Consider the following 18187-nt stretch of genomic DNA (forward strand, 5'->3'; position numbering starts at 1 on the left):
GGGGCGCGCAACGAAACCCGCTCAGGCGGCAACCGTCAGCGCATTGCGCCAGAACCGCACGACCGCGCCGACCAGGGAGACCCTGTCGGCGGCCTCGTCCCTGGAGAGGGCCTCGTCGACGGCACCGTGAAAGGCGCCGAACAGCATCACGGCCGTCAGGCGTGGCGTCACCAGGCGCCACGCCCCGGCGCCCTCCCCTTCCCGCAGCATTCCGACAAGACAGGTGACGACGGGATTTTCCGACTTCAGCGCACGATTGCCGGGCTGGTACTGGTGGAAGACGAGATCGTGCAGGACGACCTCGTCGAGATAGGCGTTGACGCAGGCCTCCGCGCAGGCGTCCAGCTTGTCCATCCAGGACCCGTGACAGGCATCGACCGCCCCGGCGACCCTGTCGCGGAACCCTTCGATGAAGCGCTCCCGCAAGGCGGCGAGCACCTCGTCCTTGCTCTGAAAATATGTGTAGAAGGTCCCTTTCGCGACTCCGGCCCCCTCGACGATCTCGGCGACGCTGGTCGCCGCGAATCCCTTTTCCATGAACAGTGCCTGTGCCGCATCCATCAGTTCGTCGCGGCGCACCTCGGCCGGCTTGGTCCGGGATCTCTTCGTCGTCGTGGTGGTCATGTCCGTCCCTTCCGCAGGCGCCGGCGGCAGGTCCGCCGGCGCCCTTCCCCGATCAGATCACGCTCCGGCCCCTGCGCGCCCTTGCAGTCCTCAGGGCGCAGGGGGAGCAACCGTCACGCTCGTTCAGGCATCGCGATCACATGGTCGCGACCACAATGCAAGCTGGCAAAGGCATTGAACACCAGCAGCATGACGAAGACAGCCAGCGGCCACGTCCATCCACCGCTCCAGCGATACAGCACCGTGGCAATAATCGGACCAACGCCCGCGACCAGATAGCCGACCGTCTGCACCATGCCGGAGAGCTGGGTCATCTGGGCATGATCGGCGGTCCGCTTGGCGTAGAGCACGCCGGGCAGTCCCTGCCCCGCTCCCATGCCGAGACCGAGAACGGTCGACCAGAACAACCCCTGCCCGAGAGGGGCGAGGACCACGCCCACAAGCCCGGCAATGCAGGCCAGTATGCTGAGGAGAATGTAGCGACGATGGTCGTTCCGGCGGGCGGCCAGCGTCGGACCGAGAAAGCTGCCAGCGGTGACGGCTACCAGCCAGGTCGCGAGGTAGATCCCTCCCATCGCCGGCGCGGCTCCCCTCGACACATAGATCGTCGGCAACCAGGCGAGAACCGCATAGAACACCAGCGACTGGATGCTGAAGAAGCCTATCAGGCTCCAGACGGTCGGATGCGCGAGAAGCCAATGCCAGGGTCGGACGGGAAGCCCAAGTCCCTCGGGCCGGCTCGAGGCTCCCAGAAGCGGCAGCAATGCCACAAGGGCCAGCGCGGCCGGCACGGCGGCGACGCCGAGCGTGATCTGCCAGGACTCCCCCGAAACACCATAGAGAGGGACGGCGAGTGCCGCCATGACGGTGCCTCCGCTGGCCATCATCATGGCAAAGAGCCCCATCATCACGCCGATGCGATCTGGCGGAAACTGCTGACGGACGAACACGGGCATCAGGACGTTGAGCGCGGCGATACCGCCACTGGCGACAATCGTCCCGACCAGGAGGCCGGCAATGTTCATGGAACGAAGCAGAATGCCGAGTGTCAGGGCAAGCACAGCAAGAAACAGCGCGCGCTCCTCGCCGAACCGGCGCCCCGCCACCGCACCAAGCGGCGCGAAAAGCCCCATGCACAGGGCAGGAAACGCGGTCAGCGCCGCGGCGACCAGCGGATCGAGTTGCATGTAGGGCAGCACCGGCCCCACCCCGCCAAAAGCGATGCGCATGTTGAGCGAAACAAGAACAAAGGCAATCAGGGCCGCGACACCAACCGGTCTGGCGGCTGACGAGGCGCGTTTCATTTCAGTCATCGGAGTATCCACACGAGGTCATGAGAAAACGGACGCCCCCATTGCCAGCCCACGGAGGCGCGCGACGGCTGGCTGACACTCGCTGGCACGGTTTTGGGCGGCCCTTCCCACTAGCAATTGACCGACGGTCAGTCAATTCAAAACAACGGTAGACGTCTACCCGGTGGCGCCGTGTAAGCTATGACCGCAGCGCTCCTTCGGGCGCCAGAAGGCGGCGGAACAGGCCGATGTGCTCCGCCGGCAGACGCTCCTTTTCAGCCTCCGACAACGCCTCCCAATGGGCCACGACCCAGCAGTCGAGGGTCTCGATCAGGGCGATGGAGGCATCGACCAGCAGCGAGTGCGGCAGGTCCCGCCTCACCACGCCAAGGTCCTGCCCGCGCGTCACGATTTCCTCGACCCATTGACGCGCCGCCAGAAACAGGCGGTCCGTGGAAGCCCCCGCCCTGGGCGAACCGCGCAACTGGTAGAACAGGCCGCCAAGGCGCACGAGCCAGGCGTCCCGCTCGACCACCGCGATGCTCTTGCGGTAGCGGTCCTCGAAGGTCGCCCAGAAGGTTTCCGCGCTCAGCGCCCCGGCTTCCAGCCCCCCGACCTCGCGAAACAGCGCCATGAGCGCGCGCTCGATCATGGTGGTGAACAGGTCCGCCTTGTCGTCGAAATAGTAATAGAGTGAACTCTTGCTCATCCCGGACAGCGTCAGGATCCGGTTCAGCGAGGCTCCCTCGTAACCGTGTTCCGCAAACTCCTGCGCGGTGGCATCGAACAGCCGACGCTGTCGCTCGACATCAAGGTTTTCAAGTCTTCGGCTCATGGCATTGACAGATAGCACCGGCCGTCCCTACAAACCAGAGTGTGTACCACTGGTACACAGAACGGTACACATTGCGGTTCACAACGCCCGAGGCCCCTTATGACGCAGCTTCACCCGATCGGAGACCGGATATGGATGGCCGACGGCCCCATCGTCGATTTCTACAGTTTTCCCTATCCCACCCGGATGGTGATCGCCCGGCTCGAGGGCGATGCCTTGTGGGTCTGGTCGCCCATCGCCCTGACCGACGAGTTGCGCGCCGAGGTCGAGGCGCTTGGCCACGTCGCCCATCTGGTCAGCCCCAACAAGATCCATCACCTGTTCCTGAGCGAATGGAAGGACGCCTTTCCCCGGGCCCTGCTCTGGGGACCGGCCAGCACGATCGCCAAACGCACGGATCTCACGTTCCAGCCGGCGCTTGAGGACACCCCTCCGCCCGAGTGGGGACCGGATATCGACCAGGCGTGGTTTCGCGGCTCCTTCATGATGGACGAGGTGGTGTTCTTCCATCGTCCGTCGCGCACGGCGATCTTCGCCGACCTGATCGAGGCGTTCAGCGAGGACTTCCTGCAAAAGCACTGGAGCTGGTGGCAGCGTCCGCTGGCGCATATCGACGGCGTCACCGCGAAGTCGCCCCATGCCCCGGGCGAATGGCGGCTGTCCTTCACCGACCGCACCCCGACGCGCGCGGCACGTGACAAGGTGCTGGGCTGGAAGCCCGAGCAGGCGACGCTCGCGCATGGCGAATGGTGCAAGACCGACGGTCTGGCCTTCGTTGAACGCGCGCTGGAATGGATCGGCAAGTCGCCGGAAGAGCCGCGGGATGACGCCACGGCGTGACGCTCCGGCCCGGGGCCCTATCGGGGTCCCGGGCAGCGCTCCCGATCCTGCGGGAAGCTGGACCAGAGGCAGACGAGACCGGGAGCCGCGCCGATGGCCGCCGGCGTCAGCACCTTCTGGCGCTGAAGCCTTGCGAGACAATCCGCCCTGTCGAGCCGCTGCCCGCTGCAGTCGGGATGCGCGCGCCAGACGCTCTCCAGCCACACCCGCAGCTCCGGGCTGCCGGCGGCAAGATCGCCAAGGGGAACCGGCTCTCCCAGGTCCAGCCCGATCGAGCGATAAGAGCGGTTGACCAGTTCCGCGCCGGACATTTCCGACAGGCCCTCGCGCAGATACGGATCGTCGGGGGCTTCCAGGAAATCATTGGCGACGCGCGGCGGCGTGAAGGCATCCTCCTCCGACAGTCCCCGCAGGCCGTAGACCGCATAGTGCCCGTCCACCGACTGGTCGAGAAAGTCCTCGACGAAGACCTCCCACAGCGACGGCGTGGTCTCCAGCACGACCGGACCGCCGCCCGTCAGGCGCACGATCCCGACATGGGTGTAGGGACTTTTCGTGGCCTGCACGAGCGCGCGGTCGAGCGGTTCCGCCCCCTGAACGAAGATCAGCTGGGCGTTCCCCCAATCATGGAAGTCGTTCGCTTCGAGATCGCGCGCGAGGCCCTGCCCGCCAAGGGGCAGCATGGCGAGCACGGCCGCGACACATGCCGCGCGCCGCACCTCGCGAAGCAGCCTGCTCATGCGACCTTGACCGGATCCTCGACCCTGTAGCCGAACTCGAGCGCCGCGTCCCGAAGCCAGTCCGAGATGGTTTCCGCGAAGCTCGAGGGCGACAGCAGGTCGAAGCTCTCGGCCGTGCGGCGCAGGATCACCACCGGCACCTCGTGGATGACCGTCTGGGCCAGCGAACCGGGCGGGAAGGCGCGCGGATCGAAGTCGATCGCCACGGCCTTGTTGAGAAGATCCGGCGCGACGTCGCCGGTCAGGCGAACCCCGTTGCGCGCGCTGACCAGATCGACCACGGACGCCTCGTCCGTTTCGAAGGCCCCTTCCAGCCGCGCGACGTCGTCGGCACTCGCGGAAAGCCAGAGGAAACGGCCGAAGGCCACCCATCCGAGCAATGCGCCCTCGCCCTCGCAGAACCGCCCCGGACGCCCGGGAAGCGAGGTGCCCACGATCTCGCCAAGCCGCGTGGACACCACCTCGAGGCAGTTCGGCCAGGCTCCGATCTCGACGACGGCGGGCAGTTCGACCTCGTTCAGGAGGAGGCGTGCCTCGCCCGCGCCGCCGGTCTCTCCCGGCACGAGCGGTCCCGTTGGATGCGGGTGATCCGCCTCCATCTGGGGGATGCTCGTATCAAGAGGACTGTCAGACATTTAGCAGGTTCCCTTCAGGATCATGGAAACAGGGCTCCGTGACCTTCACCCGGACCGTCTCGTCCTTCATGGGGAAGACCGCCTCGAGCGTATCGCCGACGCGCTCTCTTCCGCCGGCAAGAAGGGCCAGCGCGATGTGGGTTCCCACGACCGGTGAAAAGGTCATGGCGGTCACATGTCCCAGACTCGCCGCTTCGCCGGGAAGGGTCAAGTGGCTGCCCGTGCGGATCGGGTTCCCGTCCTGCGACACAAGGCCCACCAGAACCCGGCGACCGGGATCGGCAAGGGCCTCCCGGTCGAGCATCGCCGATCCGATATAGGGCTTGCGCCGCGAGGCCATGCGCCCGAGCCCGAGATCGGCAAGCGTCGTGCGCCCGTCCATCTCCGCGCCGGTGATGTGCCCCTTCTCGATCCGGAGCGTGCCCAGCGCTTCCATGCCGTAGGGCGTGATCGCGTCATTTGCCCCAGCGGCGAGCAGGGCTTCCCAGACCGCCGGCCCGTCGTTCCAGTCGCTGTAGACCTCATAGGCAAGCTCGCCGGAAAAGGAGAGCCGGGCGATCATGACCGGTGTCGCGCCGATGCGCCCGCGCACGATGCCCATGTGCGGACAGGCCGCGTCGGACACGTCGCCCTCGCCAAGCGCGCTTGCAAGCACCGCCCGCGAGGCCGGGCCGGCGATGGCCAGTGCGGCGTATCGGTCGGTCACCGAGGTCACGTTAACGTGAAGCTCCGGCCACAGGATTTCCAGGCAGTGCTCCATGTGGGCAAGCACGGCGGCGGCGTTCGCCGTGGTCGTCGTGACGAGGAATCGCGACCCGGACAGGCGCCAGGCGGTGCCGTCGTCGAAGAGGATGCCATCCTCGCGCAGCATCACGCCGTAGCGCGCCTTGCCGGTGGCGAGCTTTCCCATGGGGTTGGCGTAGAGCCGGTCGAGAAAGGCCGCCGCATCCGGCCCCTGCACGTCGATCTTGCCGAGCGTGGAGACATCGACGAGCCCGACGGAGGCGCGCACGGCGCGGGCCTCGCGCACATAGGCCTGCTCGAGCGTCTCGCCGGCGCGGATGTAGGCCCTTGGGCGCATCCAGCGGCCCGCCGCCATCATCTCCGCCCCCTGCTCCACATGCCAGTCATGCAGCGGGGTGCGCCGCACGGGCGCCAGATGACCGCCCGTCTCGCGCCCGGCCAGCGCGCCGATCGTCACCGGCGTCCACGGCATGCGGAAGCGGGTGGTGCCGACGCCAGCGCTCGCGAGACCGCGCTCGCGCGCAAGCAGCGCGATGGCGTTGACGTTGGAGGTCTTGCCCTGGTCCGCCGCCATGCCGAGCGTGGTGTAGCGCTTGACGTGTTCCACCGAGGAAAAGCCCTCGCGGTTGGCGAGCGCGATGTCGTTTGCGGTCACGTCGTGCTGGAGATCGACGAAGCGCTTGCCGCGACCGCAGGCCGGCACCTCGAAGACCGGTGCGGGCAGTTCCGCCCCCGCGACGCCGGAAAGCTCCGGCAGCCCGAACGCCGGGCCCGCCATCGCCTTGCCAAGGGCCGCGGCCGCCGCGAGGCCCGCGTCACGGCCGCTCTCCAGGCAGGCCGCGAGACCCAGCCGCCCGGAACAGGCTCCGCAGGCCGTCCAGGCCTCGCGCGGGGTGCCCGGCACGAAGGAGTGCAGCCCCTCGTCGAAGACCGGCGCGCTGCCGGCCTGGCTCGCCAGATGAACGCTCGGCGTCCAGCCGCCCGCGACCAGAAGCGTGTCGCAGGCCGGGTGCATTCCGTTGTCGCCGAGGCGCCCGGTGTCGGGATCGAAGCCCCGGATCTCCACCGAGGCGAGCGCCTTGCGTCCCCTGGTCGCCGCGACGACGGCCCCCGTTTCCACGCGAATGCCGCGCTCGGCGAGTTCCTCCGCCATTCCGGCGTCGATCGCGCGGCGGCAGTCGACCACCGCCTTGACCGGCACGCCCAGCTCATGCAGCGAGAGCGCGGTGCGCGCGCCGCCGTCATTGTTGGAAAAGACGATCACGGAGCGCCCGACGGCCACGCCGAAGCGACGTGCATAGGCAAGTCCCGCCGAGGCCAGCATCACGCCGGGCGCATCATTGCCGGAAAAGACCAGGGGCCGCTCGATGGCACCGGTGGCAAGCACCACGTGCCCCGCATGGATCGTCCAGTGACGCTGGCGGGGCGTGAAGACCGGCGGCTCGCGCAGATGATCGCCGACGCGCTCCACCGCGCCGAGCACATTGCCGTCGAAATAGCCGTAGACGCTGGTGCGGGCCATGAGGCGCACGCCCTCCGCCTCCAGCATCGCGGCCGTCCGTGACGCCCAGACCGCCGGTTCGAGCCCGTCGATCCGCCCGCTTTCCTCGAAGACACGCCCGCCCGGGTGCACGTTCTCGTCGGCGAGGATCACCTTCAGCCCGGCCCGCGCGGCGGCAAGGGCCGCCATCATGCCGGCGGGGCCGGCGCCCACGACGAGAAGGTCGCAGAAGGCGTTCTGCTTCTCGTAGCGGTCGGGATCGGGAAAATGGGTGCCGCGCCCGAGACCGGCGGCGCGGCGGATGAACTTCTCGGCGACATGCCAGCCGCTCTGGCCCGCCTCCATGAAGGTCTTGTAGTAGAAGCCCGCCGTCAGCAGCGGCGAGACGTAGTCGTTCACCGCCATCATGTCGTGCCGCAGGCTCGGCCAGAGGTTCTGGCTCGCGGCATCCAGCCCCTCGTAGAGCTCCGCCATCGTGGCGCGGGTGTTGGGCTCCTGGCGCGATCCCGTGCGCAGCTCCACCAGCGCGTTGGGCTCCTCCACGCCGGCCGAGAAGACACCGCGCGGACGGTGGTACTTGAACGAACGACCGACGAGCTTGCGCCCCGAGGCGATGAGCGCGGAGGCGAGCGTGTCGCCCTCGTAGCCCTCCAGCGTCCTGCCGTCGAACCGGAAGGTCAGGATGCGCTCGCGCGTCACATGCGCGCCGCCGGTCTTCAGCCGAAACCCGCTCATGCGCCCCTCCCCGGAACGGCGGCGGCAAGCAGCGCCGCGCGGCCCGCCGGCTCCACCGACAGGATCTCGTGGGTGGCGGTGTCGCGCCGCACCTTGAGCCAGTGCCGGCAGCCGCCGATGTGGTGCCAGAGTTCCTCGTGGGGGCCGCGCGGGTTGGCACGGTCGTAGACGAAGGCGGCGAAGGGGGCGGCCTCGTTCACGGCAAGGTCCGGGCGCACCAGCGTGGCGTCGCCGCCGTAGGAGAATTCGGACAGGGCCCTCGGCCCGCAACAGGGACAGTCAATACGCATGGATCGCGCCCTTTCAGTGCATCTTGGGGAGCGGACCGGCGCCGCGCTCGTCCAGGACGGCGCCGCGATGGAAACGGTCGAGGGAGAAGGGCGCGTTGAGCGCGTGGGGCTCGTCCTTCGCCATGGTCCAGGCAAAGCACCAGCCCGATGCCGGTGTCGCCTTGAAGCCGCCGTAGCACCAGCCGCAGTTGAGATAGAGGCCCGGGCGCGGGCCGGTCGTGATGATCGGGCTGCCATCCATGCTCATGTCCATGATGCCGCCCCAGTTGCGCAGCAGCCGCAGGCGCGACACGAAGGGCAGCATGGCCACCGCCTCGCTCATGACGTGTTCCACCACCGGCTGGTTTCCCCGCTGGGCATAGGAATTGTACTTGTCGATGTCACCGCCGAAGACGAGGCCGCCCTTGTCCGACTGGGACATGTAGAGATGCCCGGCGCCGAAGGTGACGACGCTGTCGAGGATCGGCTTCACCGGCTCGGAGACGAAGGCCTGCAGCACGTGGCTCTCGATGGGCAGATGCGGGACGCCGGCCTTGCGCATCACCTCCGACGTGCTGCCGGCGACGGCGACGCCGATCTTCGGCGCGCGAATGTCGCCGCGCGTGGTGGTGACGCCAACGACGCGCCCCTCCTCCTCGATGAAGCCGGTGACCTCGCAGTTCTCGATGATGTCGACGCCGCGCGCATCTGCCGCGCGCGCATAGCCCCAGGCGACGGCGTCGTGACGGGCGGTGCCGGCGCGCGGCTGCAGCAGGCCGCCGGTGACCGGAAAGCGCGCCTTCGGCGACATGTCGAGACCGGGAACGCGGGCGGCGACCTGTTCCCGGTCGAGAAGCTCCGCGTCGATGCCCTCCATGCGCATGGCGTTGCCGCGCCGCGCGTAGGCGTCCATCTGGGACGGGGAATGGGCGAGGTTCAGCACGCCGCGCTGGGAAAACATGACGTTGTAGTTGAGGTCCCGCGACAGGCCCTCCCACAGCTTCATCGACCACTCATAGAAGCGGGCGTTCTCCGCGAGCATGTAGTTGGAGCGCACGATGGTCGTGTTGCGGCCGATGTTGCCCGACCCGAGCCAGCCCTTTTCCAGCACCGCGACATTGGTGATGCCGTGTTCCTTCGCCAGATAGTAGGCGGTGGAGAGACCATGGCCCCCGCCGCCGACGATGATGGCGTCATAGGCGGGTTTCGGATCCGGCTTGCGCCAGGCGGGACGCCAGTGGCGGTGTCCCGAGAACGCGTTCGCGACCAGCGACAGGACGGAATAGTGCTGCAACGTCAAGGCTCCCCCAGGCAATCCGGCGGGGCGCGGACGGGTGCGGGCCTTCGGCCTCTCCCACCCTGAGCGTCACCGCCGGGGTCATCGTTCGGAGTGCCCCCTCAGGCACCCCCTTTTTCGGGGTCCCCCTCAGGCAACCCCTTCGTGGCGCTCGTCCCAACCGCTTTCGGCCGTGCCCTGGCCAGTGGTCCCGACGGGCGCGAATTCGCGTGCCAGCCGGCTGCGGAAAAGCTGCACCGCCTCGCGCTGCAGGTCATCCGGCCGGAACAGCATGAAATAACCGAACCCCGACGGCGCGCTCCGCGGCATCGGCGCGGCGAGCCGCCCTTCCGCGATGTCGCGGGCGGCAAGCCTGCGGTCGGCCACCACGAGCCCTCCCTCGCGGGCGGCGAAATCGAGCGCCATGTGCGCGGTATCGAAGACAAGCCCCTGCGGCAACGGCAGCGAAAGCCCCGTGGCGCGAAGAAACTCGCTCCATGCGGTGTGCCGGCCGCCCTCGTTGCGAATGTGCAGGATGCCGGCCTCGGCAAGCAGCCGCTCCAGCCCTTCCAAGGCGACGCGGGCAGCCAGATCCGGCCGGCAGAGAACGGTCAGTTCCTCCATCCACAGGAGGTCCATCACCTGGTCGGTGACGCGCGGGCGCGAGAAGACCACCGCCGCGTCGTGAACCGAGTGGTCGAGGCTCTCCAGCTCGTATGGCGTATCGATCTCGATGGCGAGCCCGGTCCCCGAGCGGCAGGCCTCCAGGATGGGAGCCGCGATCCGCACCGCGAAGGACGGCGGCAGGGCGAGACGCAGCGTGCCGCCCCTGTCGAGACCGCAGATCGCGTTGAGACCGCCCTGGAGCCGGTCGAAGCCGGGTGTCACCGCCGCCAGAAGGTCGGCGCCCGCCTTGGTCAGGGCCAGCGCCGAGCCGCGCCGCTCGAAAAGCTGGGCGCCGACGACCTCCTCCAGATTGAGCACATGACGGCTGATCGCGGACTGGGTGACGCCAAGCCCCTCGGCCGCGCGGGTGAAGCTCATCTGGCGCGCTGCGGCCTCGAAGGCGCGCAGCGAGTTGAGCGGCAGGCGGCGGCGGTCGATCTGGTCGGGCTGCGGCATCGCGGTTGGCGTCATCGGGCGTCGGAGGACGGGTGGATCGGGGCAGTCGATGCCTGCAAGGCTACGCGTGCTTTCGCGATCTGGAAAGCACTCCTTGCGGCGGAACGGGAAATCGCCGCCCGGCCCCTCCGTCCGCCGGCTCATCCGGCCACGACGCGTTCCGCCAGCAGCAACAGATCCGCGTCACCGACCTCCCGCAGGCTCGCGTTGCGCATGGGCGTGTTCTCGGGCCGCGCCATCTGTGCCGCCAGGCGTTCGGGCGACAGGCGGTTGGTGTCGGCGGGAAGATGCAGCGAAATGCCGAGCCGTCGCACCAGCCCGCAAAAGGCCATGGGAAGCTCGCCGTAGTGGGCGCAGCCGAAGGCATTCGCGACGCCCGCGTAGGCGTCTTCCTGTCCCTCCATCGACCAGGAAAGCGATGCGGCCATGCCGAGCGCCACGGCGCGCCCGTGATGGATCGGCATGAGGCTCGCGAGCGCATGGGCGATCATGTGCGCGATGCCGGTTCCCGCGTTGTCGATGCCCATGCCGGCCCGGGCTGCCGCCAGTAGCATGGCGCCGCGCGCGGCAAGGTCCTCGGGCTCGGCGACGGCACGCTCCAGATTGCCCACGGCAAGGCGGATCGCGCCGTGACAGAGCTCGCTGTTTTCCGCAAACCCGGCCCGGGCGGTCGCCGCCTCCATGGCGTGCACGATGGCATCCATGCCGCAGGCGGCGGTGAGCGGGGCCGGCAGCCCGGTCGTCAGCAGCGGATCGAGCAGCGCGACATCCGGCTTCAGGCTGTCGGCCCAGTACCAGTATTTGACACCGAGCGCATCGGAGACGACGGACACGGCGGTCGTCTCCGATCCCGTTCCGGCCGTGGTCGGCACGCAGACAAGCGGCGGGCGGACGCGCGGCAGGGGCTTCGCGGCAAGGCGATAGCCGCACAGCCTGCCCGGCGCGCCAAGGGCGGCCGCCACGAGCTTTCCCGCATCGAGCGCCGAGCCGCCGCCGAGCGCGACGACCACGCCCGCGTCGCGGTCACGGGCAAGCGCGATGGCCTCCTCCACCCGCTCCTCGCGCGGGTCGCTCATGATCCGGTCGTAGGTGACGACGCGGTGGCCGGCGTCCTTCATGTTGCCGGCGACACGCGCCGTGATCCCGAGTGCCGAGAGCCCCGCGTCGGCGACAAGCAGGACGCAGGCCCCGTCTCCGGCCACATCTCCGGCCACATCTCCGGCAAGATCGCCGACGAGGTCTCCGAGTTGCCCCGAGGCCCCCTCGCCGCTAACGATGCGCGGGACCCTCGAAAGCGTGAAATTCGCCATGCCTTCCCCCTCGCGGGCCGCGAAAGGCCCGGTCCGAAGGGTCGGTCACGCCGACGCGGGAGGGAAATGCAAAAACGCGATCGGCCGATGCGTTTTCCTGGGCGGGCGTTCCGTCTCGTCCCCTCCCGCGAGAGGCAAGGCACCGCGCACGCCGGAGCCTTGCCGCCCCGGCCGGGGTTGCCAATGGGCCCCGGGTCGCGGGCCTTCGGCCCGTGCCCGGGGTGACGTCCGAGAGGGGTGGGACCGGCGGGATGGCACGCCGAGGTGATGCGATCTTTCTCCACCGTCACACCGGACGCAGCGAAGCGGAGATCCGGGGCCCAATCCACGTGTCCTCGCACGAGGACGGAGCATTGAAGCACCGCCGTTGCCGCGCCTTCCGCCCCGGCCGAGGTCGCCAATGGGCCCCGGGTCGCGGGCCTTCGGCCCTTGCCCGGGGTGACGTCCGGGAGGGGCCGCGACCGGCGGCATGACACGCCGAGGCAGTGCAATCTTCCTCCTCCATCAGTCCGAACGCAAAAAGGGCGCCGCGAGGGCGCCCTTTTCCGTGTCGGGGATGCGGGTCGACTCAGACCATGCCGGCCTTGGCGAGCGGCAGGACGCTCGGCAGTTCGCCGGTGGCGGCCAGGATCGCGTTGGCGACCGCAGGGCCGACCGGCGGCGTGCCGGGCTCGCCGGCGCCGGTCGGCGCGGCCGCGGAGGCGATCACCTCGACCTCGACCAGCGGCGCATGTTCCATGCGCATCGGCTGATAGGTGTCGAAGTTCTCCTGGTCCACGCGTCCGTCGGTGAGCGTGATCTCGCTGAACAGGATCGCGGCGAGGCCATAGCCGATGCCGCCTTCCATCTGCGCCTTCACGTTGTCGGGATTGACCGCGACGCCGCAATCGGCGGCGCACCAGACCTTCTCGACCTTGAAGGTGCCGTCCTCGCGGCGGCTGACCTCGGCGATCTCCGCCACGTAGCTGCCGAACGACTTGTGAACGGCAACGCCCCGGAAGCGGTCGCCCGCCTTCGGCCCGGACCAGTCCGCCATGGCGGCGACCTTCTCCAGCACCGCAAGCTTGCGCGCGTTGTCCGCGTCATGCTCCTCGCTACCGGTTGCACCGGTGAGATGCCGGCGGCGGAACTCGACGGGATCGACACCGGCCGCACCGGCCAGACGCTCCATGACGCCTTCCACCACATAGGCGGTCTGGGTGTGGCCGACCGAGCGCCACCACAGGACGGGAACCCCCACCTTCGGGGAATGCAGCTCGCCGGTGAAGTTCGCCGCGCGGTAGGAGAAGTCCTCGACGCCCTCGATCGAGGTGGCGTCGATGCCGTCCTTGACCATGAACTGCTCGAAGAACGTCCCCGCCATCAGCGACTGCTGGACGATGCGGTGATGCCAGGCGGAAATGTTGCCGTCCGCGTCCACGGCGGCCCGCACCTTGTGAACGCCCATCGGGCGGTAGTAGCCGCCGCGCGTGTCGTCCTCGCGGGTGTAGACCAGCTTGATCGGCTGGGACTTGCCCCAGACCTTGGCGATGGAGGCGATCTCCTGGATGTAGCGCGCATCGGCGGTGGCCCGCCGGCCGAAGGATCCACCGCCATAAAGCGTGTGGATCGCAACCGCCTCGGGTTTCAGGCCCAGGATGCCCGCCGCAGTCTGCTGGTCGACCGTCTGGAACTGCGAGGCGAACCAGAGCTCCGCCTTGTCACCCTGCATGTGGATGGTCAGCGTCATCGGCTCCATCATCGCGTGAGCGAGATAGGGGAACTCGAAGGTCGTCTCGACCACCTCGTCCGCCGCCTCGAGGGCCGCCCGGGCGTCGCCGTCGTTGCGGAACACCGGGCCCGCGGTTTCCGCGAGCGAGCGGAACTCCTCAAAGAGCGCATCGGTCGACCGCGTCTCCGCCTCCGCGTCGTCCCACTCGATCTCCAGCAGGCCGCGCGCCTTGATCGCGGGCCATGTGGACGTGGCCAGGACCGCGACGCCATGGCCCGGCACCTCGATCACGTCGACGACGCCCTTGACCGCCTTCGCCGCGCCCGCGTCGAAGGACTTCACCTTGCCGCCGAAGCGGTGCGGGCGCTCCAGGACGGCGACCAGCATGTTCTCGCGCTGGACGTCCATCGCATAGGTGCGCGGCGCGCCCACCGTCTTGTTGGGCACATCGAGGCGCGGGAAGGATTTTCCGATGTAGACCCACTGGTCCGGCGACTTGAGGGTCACCGTCCCGGGCACCGGCAGGGCCGCCGCCTTCTCGGCCAGTTCGCCGAACCCGGCGGACTTGCCCGAGGAATGAGACAGCGAGCCCTCCTTCACCTCGATCTCGGAGGCCGGGACGCCCCACTCCTTCGCCGCCGCGGCAACGAGCATCGCGCGGGCCGTGGCGCCCGCCTCCCGGTACTGCTGGAAGGAGTTGGCAATCGCGGTGGAGCCGCCCGTGCCCTGCATGCCGAAGGCAAGGTTCTTGTACTTGTCCGCATCGGCGGGCGCGAACTCGGCACGCATCTGGTCGTGGCGCGCGTCGAGTTCCTCCGCGACAAGCGTGGCAAGGCCGGTCGCGTTGCCCTGTCCCATGTCGAGGTGCTTGTTGAGCACCGTGACCAGCCCGTCGGGCGAGATCCTCACGAAGGGGTTGAACACCTCGCCGCCGGTGGCGGCATCCGCCCCCTGGGCCAGCGCGGTTCCGGGCGCGACGCGCAACCCGATGACGAGACCGCCGGCAGCGGCGGCCGACATGCCGAGGAAGGCACGGCGCGAGGGGCGCGGCGCGGCTCTGGCGGCACTTTCCATGATCTTGAACATGCTCAGCCCTCCATCATCTCGGCCGCCTGGTGAATGGCGGCGCGAATGCGGGGATAGGTGGCACAGCGACAGACATTTCCGCTCATGGCGGCGTCGATGTCCTCGTCACTGGGCTTCGGGGTTTCCGCGAGAAGCGATGTCGCGGCGAGGATCTGTCCCGACTGGCAATAGCCGCACTGGGGCACGTCGAGCGCCTGCCAGGCCGCCTGAACAGCCTTCGCGGCCTTGCCGGAAACGCCCTCGATGGTGGTGATCGACATGCCTTCCACATCGCCCACCAGCGTCTGGCAGGAGCGGATGGGGAAGCCGTCCATGTGCACGGTGCAGGCGCCGCAGGCGGCGATGCCGCAGCCGTACTTGGTGCCCGTCATCTGGAGTTCGTCCCTGAGAACCCACAGAAGCGGCGTTTCGGGATCGACGTCGAGCGAGCGATCCTCGCCGTTGATTGTGAGATTGACCATGATGTCCCTCCTGGCCGGCCGGTCGCGCGGCGGCGGTCCGCTCCGTCGCGCGGTTTCGCGCGCCCGGCGATTGCAACAGGAGCTTAGGTGGTGCAGGTTGACGCGCACGTCCAATTGATTTTGGGTATCTTGGATCATTGACCCGATGAATATCTCTTCCGTCGACCTCAATCTTCTTGTCGCCTTCGACGCCCTGATGGGCGAGCGGAACGTGACGCGCGCCGCGCGGCGGGTGGGCCTGACCCAGCCGTCCATGTCGAATGCGCTGTCGCGGCTGCGCGCGCTTTTCGACGACGAGTTGTTCGTGCGCTCCGGGCGCGGCATGGAGCCGACGGCACGGGCACAATCGCTGGCGCCGCTGGTGGGCGACGCGCTGCGGCGCATCGAGCAGGCGCTGGCCCCGGCCCTGCCGTTCTCGCCGCTCGACATCGACCGGGTGCTGCGTCTGGCGATGACCGACAATTCCATGGCCGTGCTGCTTGTGGACCTCGTCGAGCAGTTGCGCATGGAGGCGCCCAAGCTCGACATGCATGTGCTGTCCAGCCGCCCGACGGGGATGCTGGCCATGCTCGACGACGGCGAGATCGACCTTGCGGTCGGCGTGGCGAGCGAACTCGAGACCCGGCACCGCTCGCAGCCGCTCTACACGGACCGGCTGGTGGGGGTGGCCCGGCGCGGGCGCTTCGGCCCGGACGGCCCCTCGCTGGAGGCATTCTGCGCGGCGGAGCACGTTCTCGTCGCGCCGCGCAACGGAACCGGCGGCACGATCGACCGGGCGCTTGCCGCGCGTGGCCTCCAGCGCCGGGTTCTGCTCACGGTGCCGCAGTTCGTCTTCGCGCCATACATGGTTGCCAAGGTGGATCTGGTGGCCTGCCTGCCGGCCCGCATCGCGCTTTCCAAGGCGGAGCTTCTGGACCTGGAGATCTTCGAACCGCCCGTGGACATGCCCGAGTTCACCGTGTCGCTGATCTGGCACGGACGCGACGACGAGGACCCGGCCCACCGCTTCCTGCGCGAGACCATCGCCGCCGTCGCGGAACGGGTGACGGCGCTCGGCAACGACCCGCTTCACGACATGTGCCGGCCACGCGGCAGCGAGCGCGGCTTTGCCTGTTTCGCGCAGGCGCAAGCACACCCGAACGACACCGCCTCGACGCCCGGCCCGGTCGCCTCGGAGGAAGATGAGACCCGGACGGGCGATCGCGTCCCGGCGGAATAGGCAATTGTCCGGGATCGCACAGTTTTTTGCGCCACAAGGTTGTCGAGACGCGCCGACTGGGGCACTTTTGCCAGACGTCGCGACGCACCGTCCGGCGGCGTGACACCGGCAGGATTTCGGGCGCGATGACGCAGCAGGACGAACAGGAACAGGCCCGGGACGCCGGACAGGGGAACGCGGGCGAGCCCGCACCCGCGCCGAAGTCCCGTCCGGGCATGACCCGGCTGCGGACGGTCGGCCTTTCCGCTCTGACGATCGCCGGCGGCGCGCTGATCTCGGAGCCGATCGGCGTGTTCATTTCCTCCTATTACAGCGACGTGAAGGCCGAGCGCGCGGAACGGCAGCTCCAGGAAAACCTCGAGAAGCAGCGCGAGATCGAAGCCGAACGCCGGGCCGCCGAGGCGCGGCGTCTGGCGGAAGAGCGCGCGCGCACCGAAAAGCTCGTCGAGGTGAGCGAGAAGACGGCCCGCATCCTCGAGGAACTCACCCGCAAGCAGAAGGACGCCGGTACGCTCGCGACCGCCCCGCAGCGCCCGGCAACCCCGCCGGCGACACCACCGCCACCGGTAACGCTGCCCGAGATCACGAAACGCGCCGAGCCGGAGCCCCGTCCCGCTCCCCTCGCCCCGGCGGCCGCACCGGACCCGAAAGAGCCGCGACAGGAGCCGGAAGAGCGCGCAAAGACGCCCGAGAAGGCCGAGCCCGTCCAGGTGGCACTCGTCCCGCCCCGCCTCGACCTTATGGGCAAGGACGCGCCGCCTTCAGAATCCGAGCCGCCACGGAGGGCGCCGCCTCAAGCCGCGACGCCCGATCCGGCGTCACGCGGCGCGCCGGGTGCTGCTGCAGCGCGCAGCTTTTCGGTTCTCCCCGGCACGACCTTCCGGCTTTGTGGCCACACGAGTTTCACCGCCGAGCTTTCATCGCTCGGCGTCCTGCTGGTGAACACGGACCGGAGCTTCGAGCACCGGACGGGCTTCCGCCAGTGGGAGAAGCGGGTGCAGGCAGGCAGGCCCGCCGAGGTCTTTCCAGGCTGTACCGCTTCCTTCGAACAACAGGTTCAATATGGCGCCCGCTCCCTTCTGGTGCGGGAGTTTCCGACCAACGCCGGAGACTGAAACGGCCATCGACGATCATCGAATGCTGGGGGATTGAATGTCGTTCGTGAAATCGCTGCTCGCCGGGCTTGCCGGTCTGGTCCTTTTCGCCGCCACGCCGGTGCTTGCCTGCGAGACCTACAAGGCCCTGTCGGCCACCGAGTTGAAGGAGTTCCGCGACAAGCTCGCTGAGCAGGATGCGGATCCGATCGACCGCCTGTTCGCCTATCAGGAGCTGGCCTGCTCCGACCAGCCGGTGATGCGCGCCTATGCGATCCGCGCCGGCATGGAGAACGCGCGCGACCCGATCCTGCGCCAGCAGATCGCCTTCGACGCGCTGATGGCCCTGCCGCGCGTCGACATCGAACTGTCGGGCGAGAACCTCGGCAAGAACGCAAAGCGGTATGTCGGCAATGAGGGCAATGTCGTCAGCAACACCGTCCGCTATCGCGATCCGGTGAAAGGCTGCCTGTCCTTCAACAGTTCGGACAGTTGCTCGGAAGGCTCCGCCATGACGCTGAAGGGCGACACGCTTCTTGTCAGCGTTTCCAATCTGGTCGGCACGCTGGCGTTGAGCGAGACGGGCGAGTTTCTGGGAACGGTGCGCTATCGCGGCGATCCGATCACCGCCCGCGTCCGCATCTACTGAGGCACATCCCGCCCGGGCCTTTGCCGCCACGACTGGGGGTGCCA

16 protein-coding genes are annotated in these 18187 nt (G+C 68.6%); 4 read left to right on the forward strand and 12 right to left on the reverse strand.

Annotated features, from left to right (window positions below; genetic code table 11):
• Positions 1-21: 21 nt before the first annotated feature.
• From ACYX4S_RS11000 to ACYX4S_RS11010, 3 genes are all read right to left on the reverse strand, one after another.
• A complete protein-coding gene (locus tag ACYX4S_RS11000) occupies positions 22-624 on the reverse strand; it encodes a TetR/AcrR family transcriptional regulator (protein ID WP_476360194.1) in 603 nt (200 codons plus the stop codon).
• A 113-nt stretch (positions 625-737) separates the two neighbouring features.
• Entirely contained in the window at positions 738-1937 is a 1200-nt protein-coding gene (locus ACYX4S_RS11005) for an MFS transporter (RefSeq protein WP_476360195.1), read from the reverse strand.
• Between the two features lie 178 nt (positions 1938-2115).
• Complete coding sequence (locus ACYX4S_RS11010) at positions 2116-2751, reverse strand: TetR/AcrR family transcriptional regulator (protein ID WP_476360196.1); 636 nt, start codon at positions 2749-2751, stop codon at positions 2116-2118.
• Positions 2752-2886: 135 nt separating this feature from the next.
• Here ACYX4S_RS11010 and ACYX4S_RS11015 point away from each other — a divergent pair, with 135 nt between their 5' ends.
• Positions 2887-3591: a DUF4336 domain-containing protein gene (locus tag ACYX4S_RS11015; RefSeq protein ID WP_476360197.1), complete on the forward strand. Its 705-nt coding sequence runs from the start codon at positions 2887-2889 to the stop codon at positions 3589-3591.
• Positions 3592-3608: 17 nt separating this feature from the next.
• Here ACYX4S_RS11015 and ACYX4S_RS11020 read toward each other — a convergent pair whose 3' ends face one another.
• The 9 genes from ACYX4S_RS11020 to ACYX4S_RS11060 all read right to left on the reverse strand — a co-directional run bounded on the left by ACYX4S_RS11020 (position 3609) and on the right by ACYX4S_RS11060 (position 15181).
• Positions 3609-4331: a C40 family peptidase gene (locus ACYX4S_RS11020; protein WP_476360198.1), complete on the reverse strand. Its 723-nt coding sequence runs from the start codon at positions 4329-4331 to the stop codon at positions 3609-3611.
• On the reverse strand, positions 4328-4966 hold the full coding sequence (locus tag ACYX4S_RS11025) for a sarcosine oxidase subunit gamma (RefSeq protein ID WP_476360199.1): 639 nt from the start codon (positions 4964-4966) through the stop codon (positions 4328-4330). The genes ACYX4S_RS11020 and ACYX4S_RS11025 overlap by 4 nt, the downstream gene beginning before the upstream one ends.
• Entirely contained in the window at positions 4959-7946 is a 2988-nt protein-coding gene (locus tag ACYX4S_RS11030; RefSeq protein WP_476360200.1) for a sarcosine oxidase subunit alpha family protein, read from the reverse strand. Before ACYX4S_RS11030 ends, ACYX4S_RS11025 begins: the two co-directional genes overlap by 8 nt.
• Positions 7943-8236 carry a sarcosine oxidase subunit delta gene (locus ACYX4S_RS11035; RefSeq protein WP_422068428.1) on the reverse strand — a complete coding sequence of 98 codons (294 nt, stop codon included), beginning with the start codon at positions 8234-8236 and terminating at the stop codon, positions 7943-7945. The genes ACYX4S_RS11030 and ACYX4S_RS11035 overlap by 4 nt, the downstream gene beginning before the upstream one ends.
• Positions 8237-8249: 13 nt before the next feature.
• On the reverse strand, positions 8250-9509 hold the full coding sequence (locus ACYX4S_RS11040) for a sarcosine oxidase subunit beta family protein (protein ID WP_476360201.1): 1260 nt from the start codon (positions 9507-9509) through the stop codon (positions 8250-8252).
• Between the two features lie 132 nt (positions 9510-9641).
• Positions 9642-10628 carry a LysR substrate-binding domain-containing protein gene (locus ACYX4S_RS11045; RefSeq protein WP_476360202.1) on the reverse strand — a complete coding sequence of 329 codons (987 nt, stop codon included), beginning with the start codon at positions 10626-10628 and terminating at the stop codon, positions 9642-9644.
• 125 nt (positions 10629-10753) lie between these two features.
• Positions 10754-11923, reverse strand: a complete 1170-nt coding sequence (locus ACYX4S_RS11050) for an iron-containing alcohol dehydrogenase (RefSeq protein WP_476360203.1) — start codon at positions 11921-11923, stop codon at positions 10754-10756.
• Positions 11924-12491: 568 nt separating this feature from the next.
• Entirely contained in the window at positions 12492-14720 is a 2229-nt protein-coding gene (locus tag ACYX4S_RS11055; RefSeq protein ID WP_476360204.1) for a xanthine dehydrogenase family protein molybdopterin-binding subunit, read from the reverse strand.
• Positions 14721-14722: 2 nt separating this feature from the next.
• Positions 14723-15181, reverse strand: a complete 459-nt coding sequence (locus ACYX4S_RS11060; protein ID WP_293720987.1) for a (2Fe-2S)-binding protein — start codon at positions 15179-15181, stop codon at positions 14723-14725.
• Positions 15182-15326: 145 nt separating this feature from the next.
• On the opposite strand from ACYX4S_RS11060, the gene ACYX4S_RS11065 reads away from it, so the two are divergent.
• From ACYX4S_RS11065 to ACYX4S_RS11075, 3 genes are all read left to right on the forward strand, one after another.
• Complete coding sequence (locus ACYX4S_RS11065) at positions 15327-16400, forward strand: LysR family transcriptional regulator (protein ID WP_476360205.1); 1074 nt, start codon at positions 15327-15329, stop codon at positions 16398-16400.
• A gap of 125 nt (positions 16401-16525) precedes the next feature.
• On the forward strand, positions 16526-17515 hold the full coding sequence (locus ACYX4S_RS11070) for a hypothetical protein (protein WP_476360206.1): 990 nt from the start codon (positions 16526-16528) through the stop codon (positions 17513-17515).
• A gap of 37 nt (positions 17516-17552) precedes the next feature.
• Positions 17553-18143, forward strand: a complete 591-nt coding sequence (locus ACYX4S_RS11075) for a hypothetical protein (RefSeq protein ID WP_422068421.1) — start codon at positions 17553-17555, stop codon at positions 18141-18143.
• Positions 18144-18187 lie beyond the last annotated feature (44 nt).

The organism is Stappia sp. ABD4_338 (assembly GCF_056312175.1).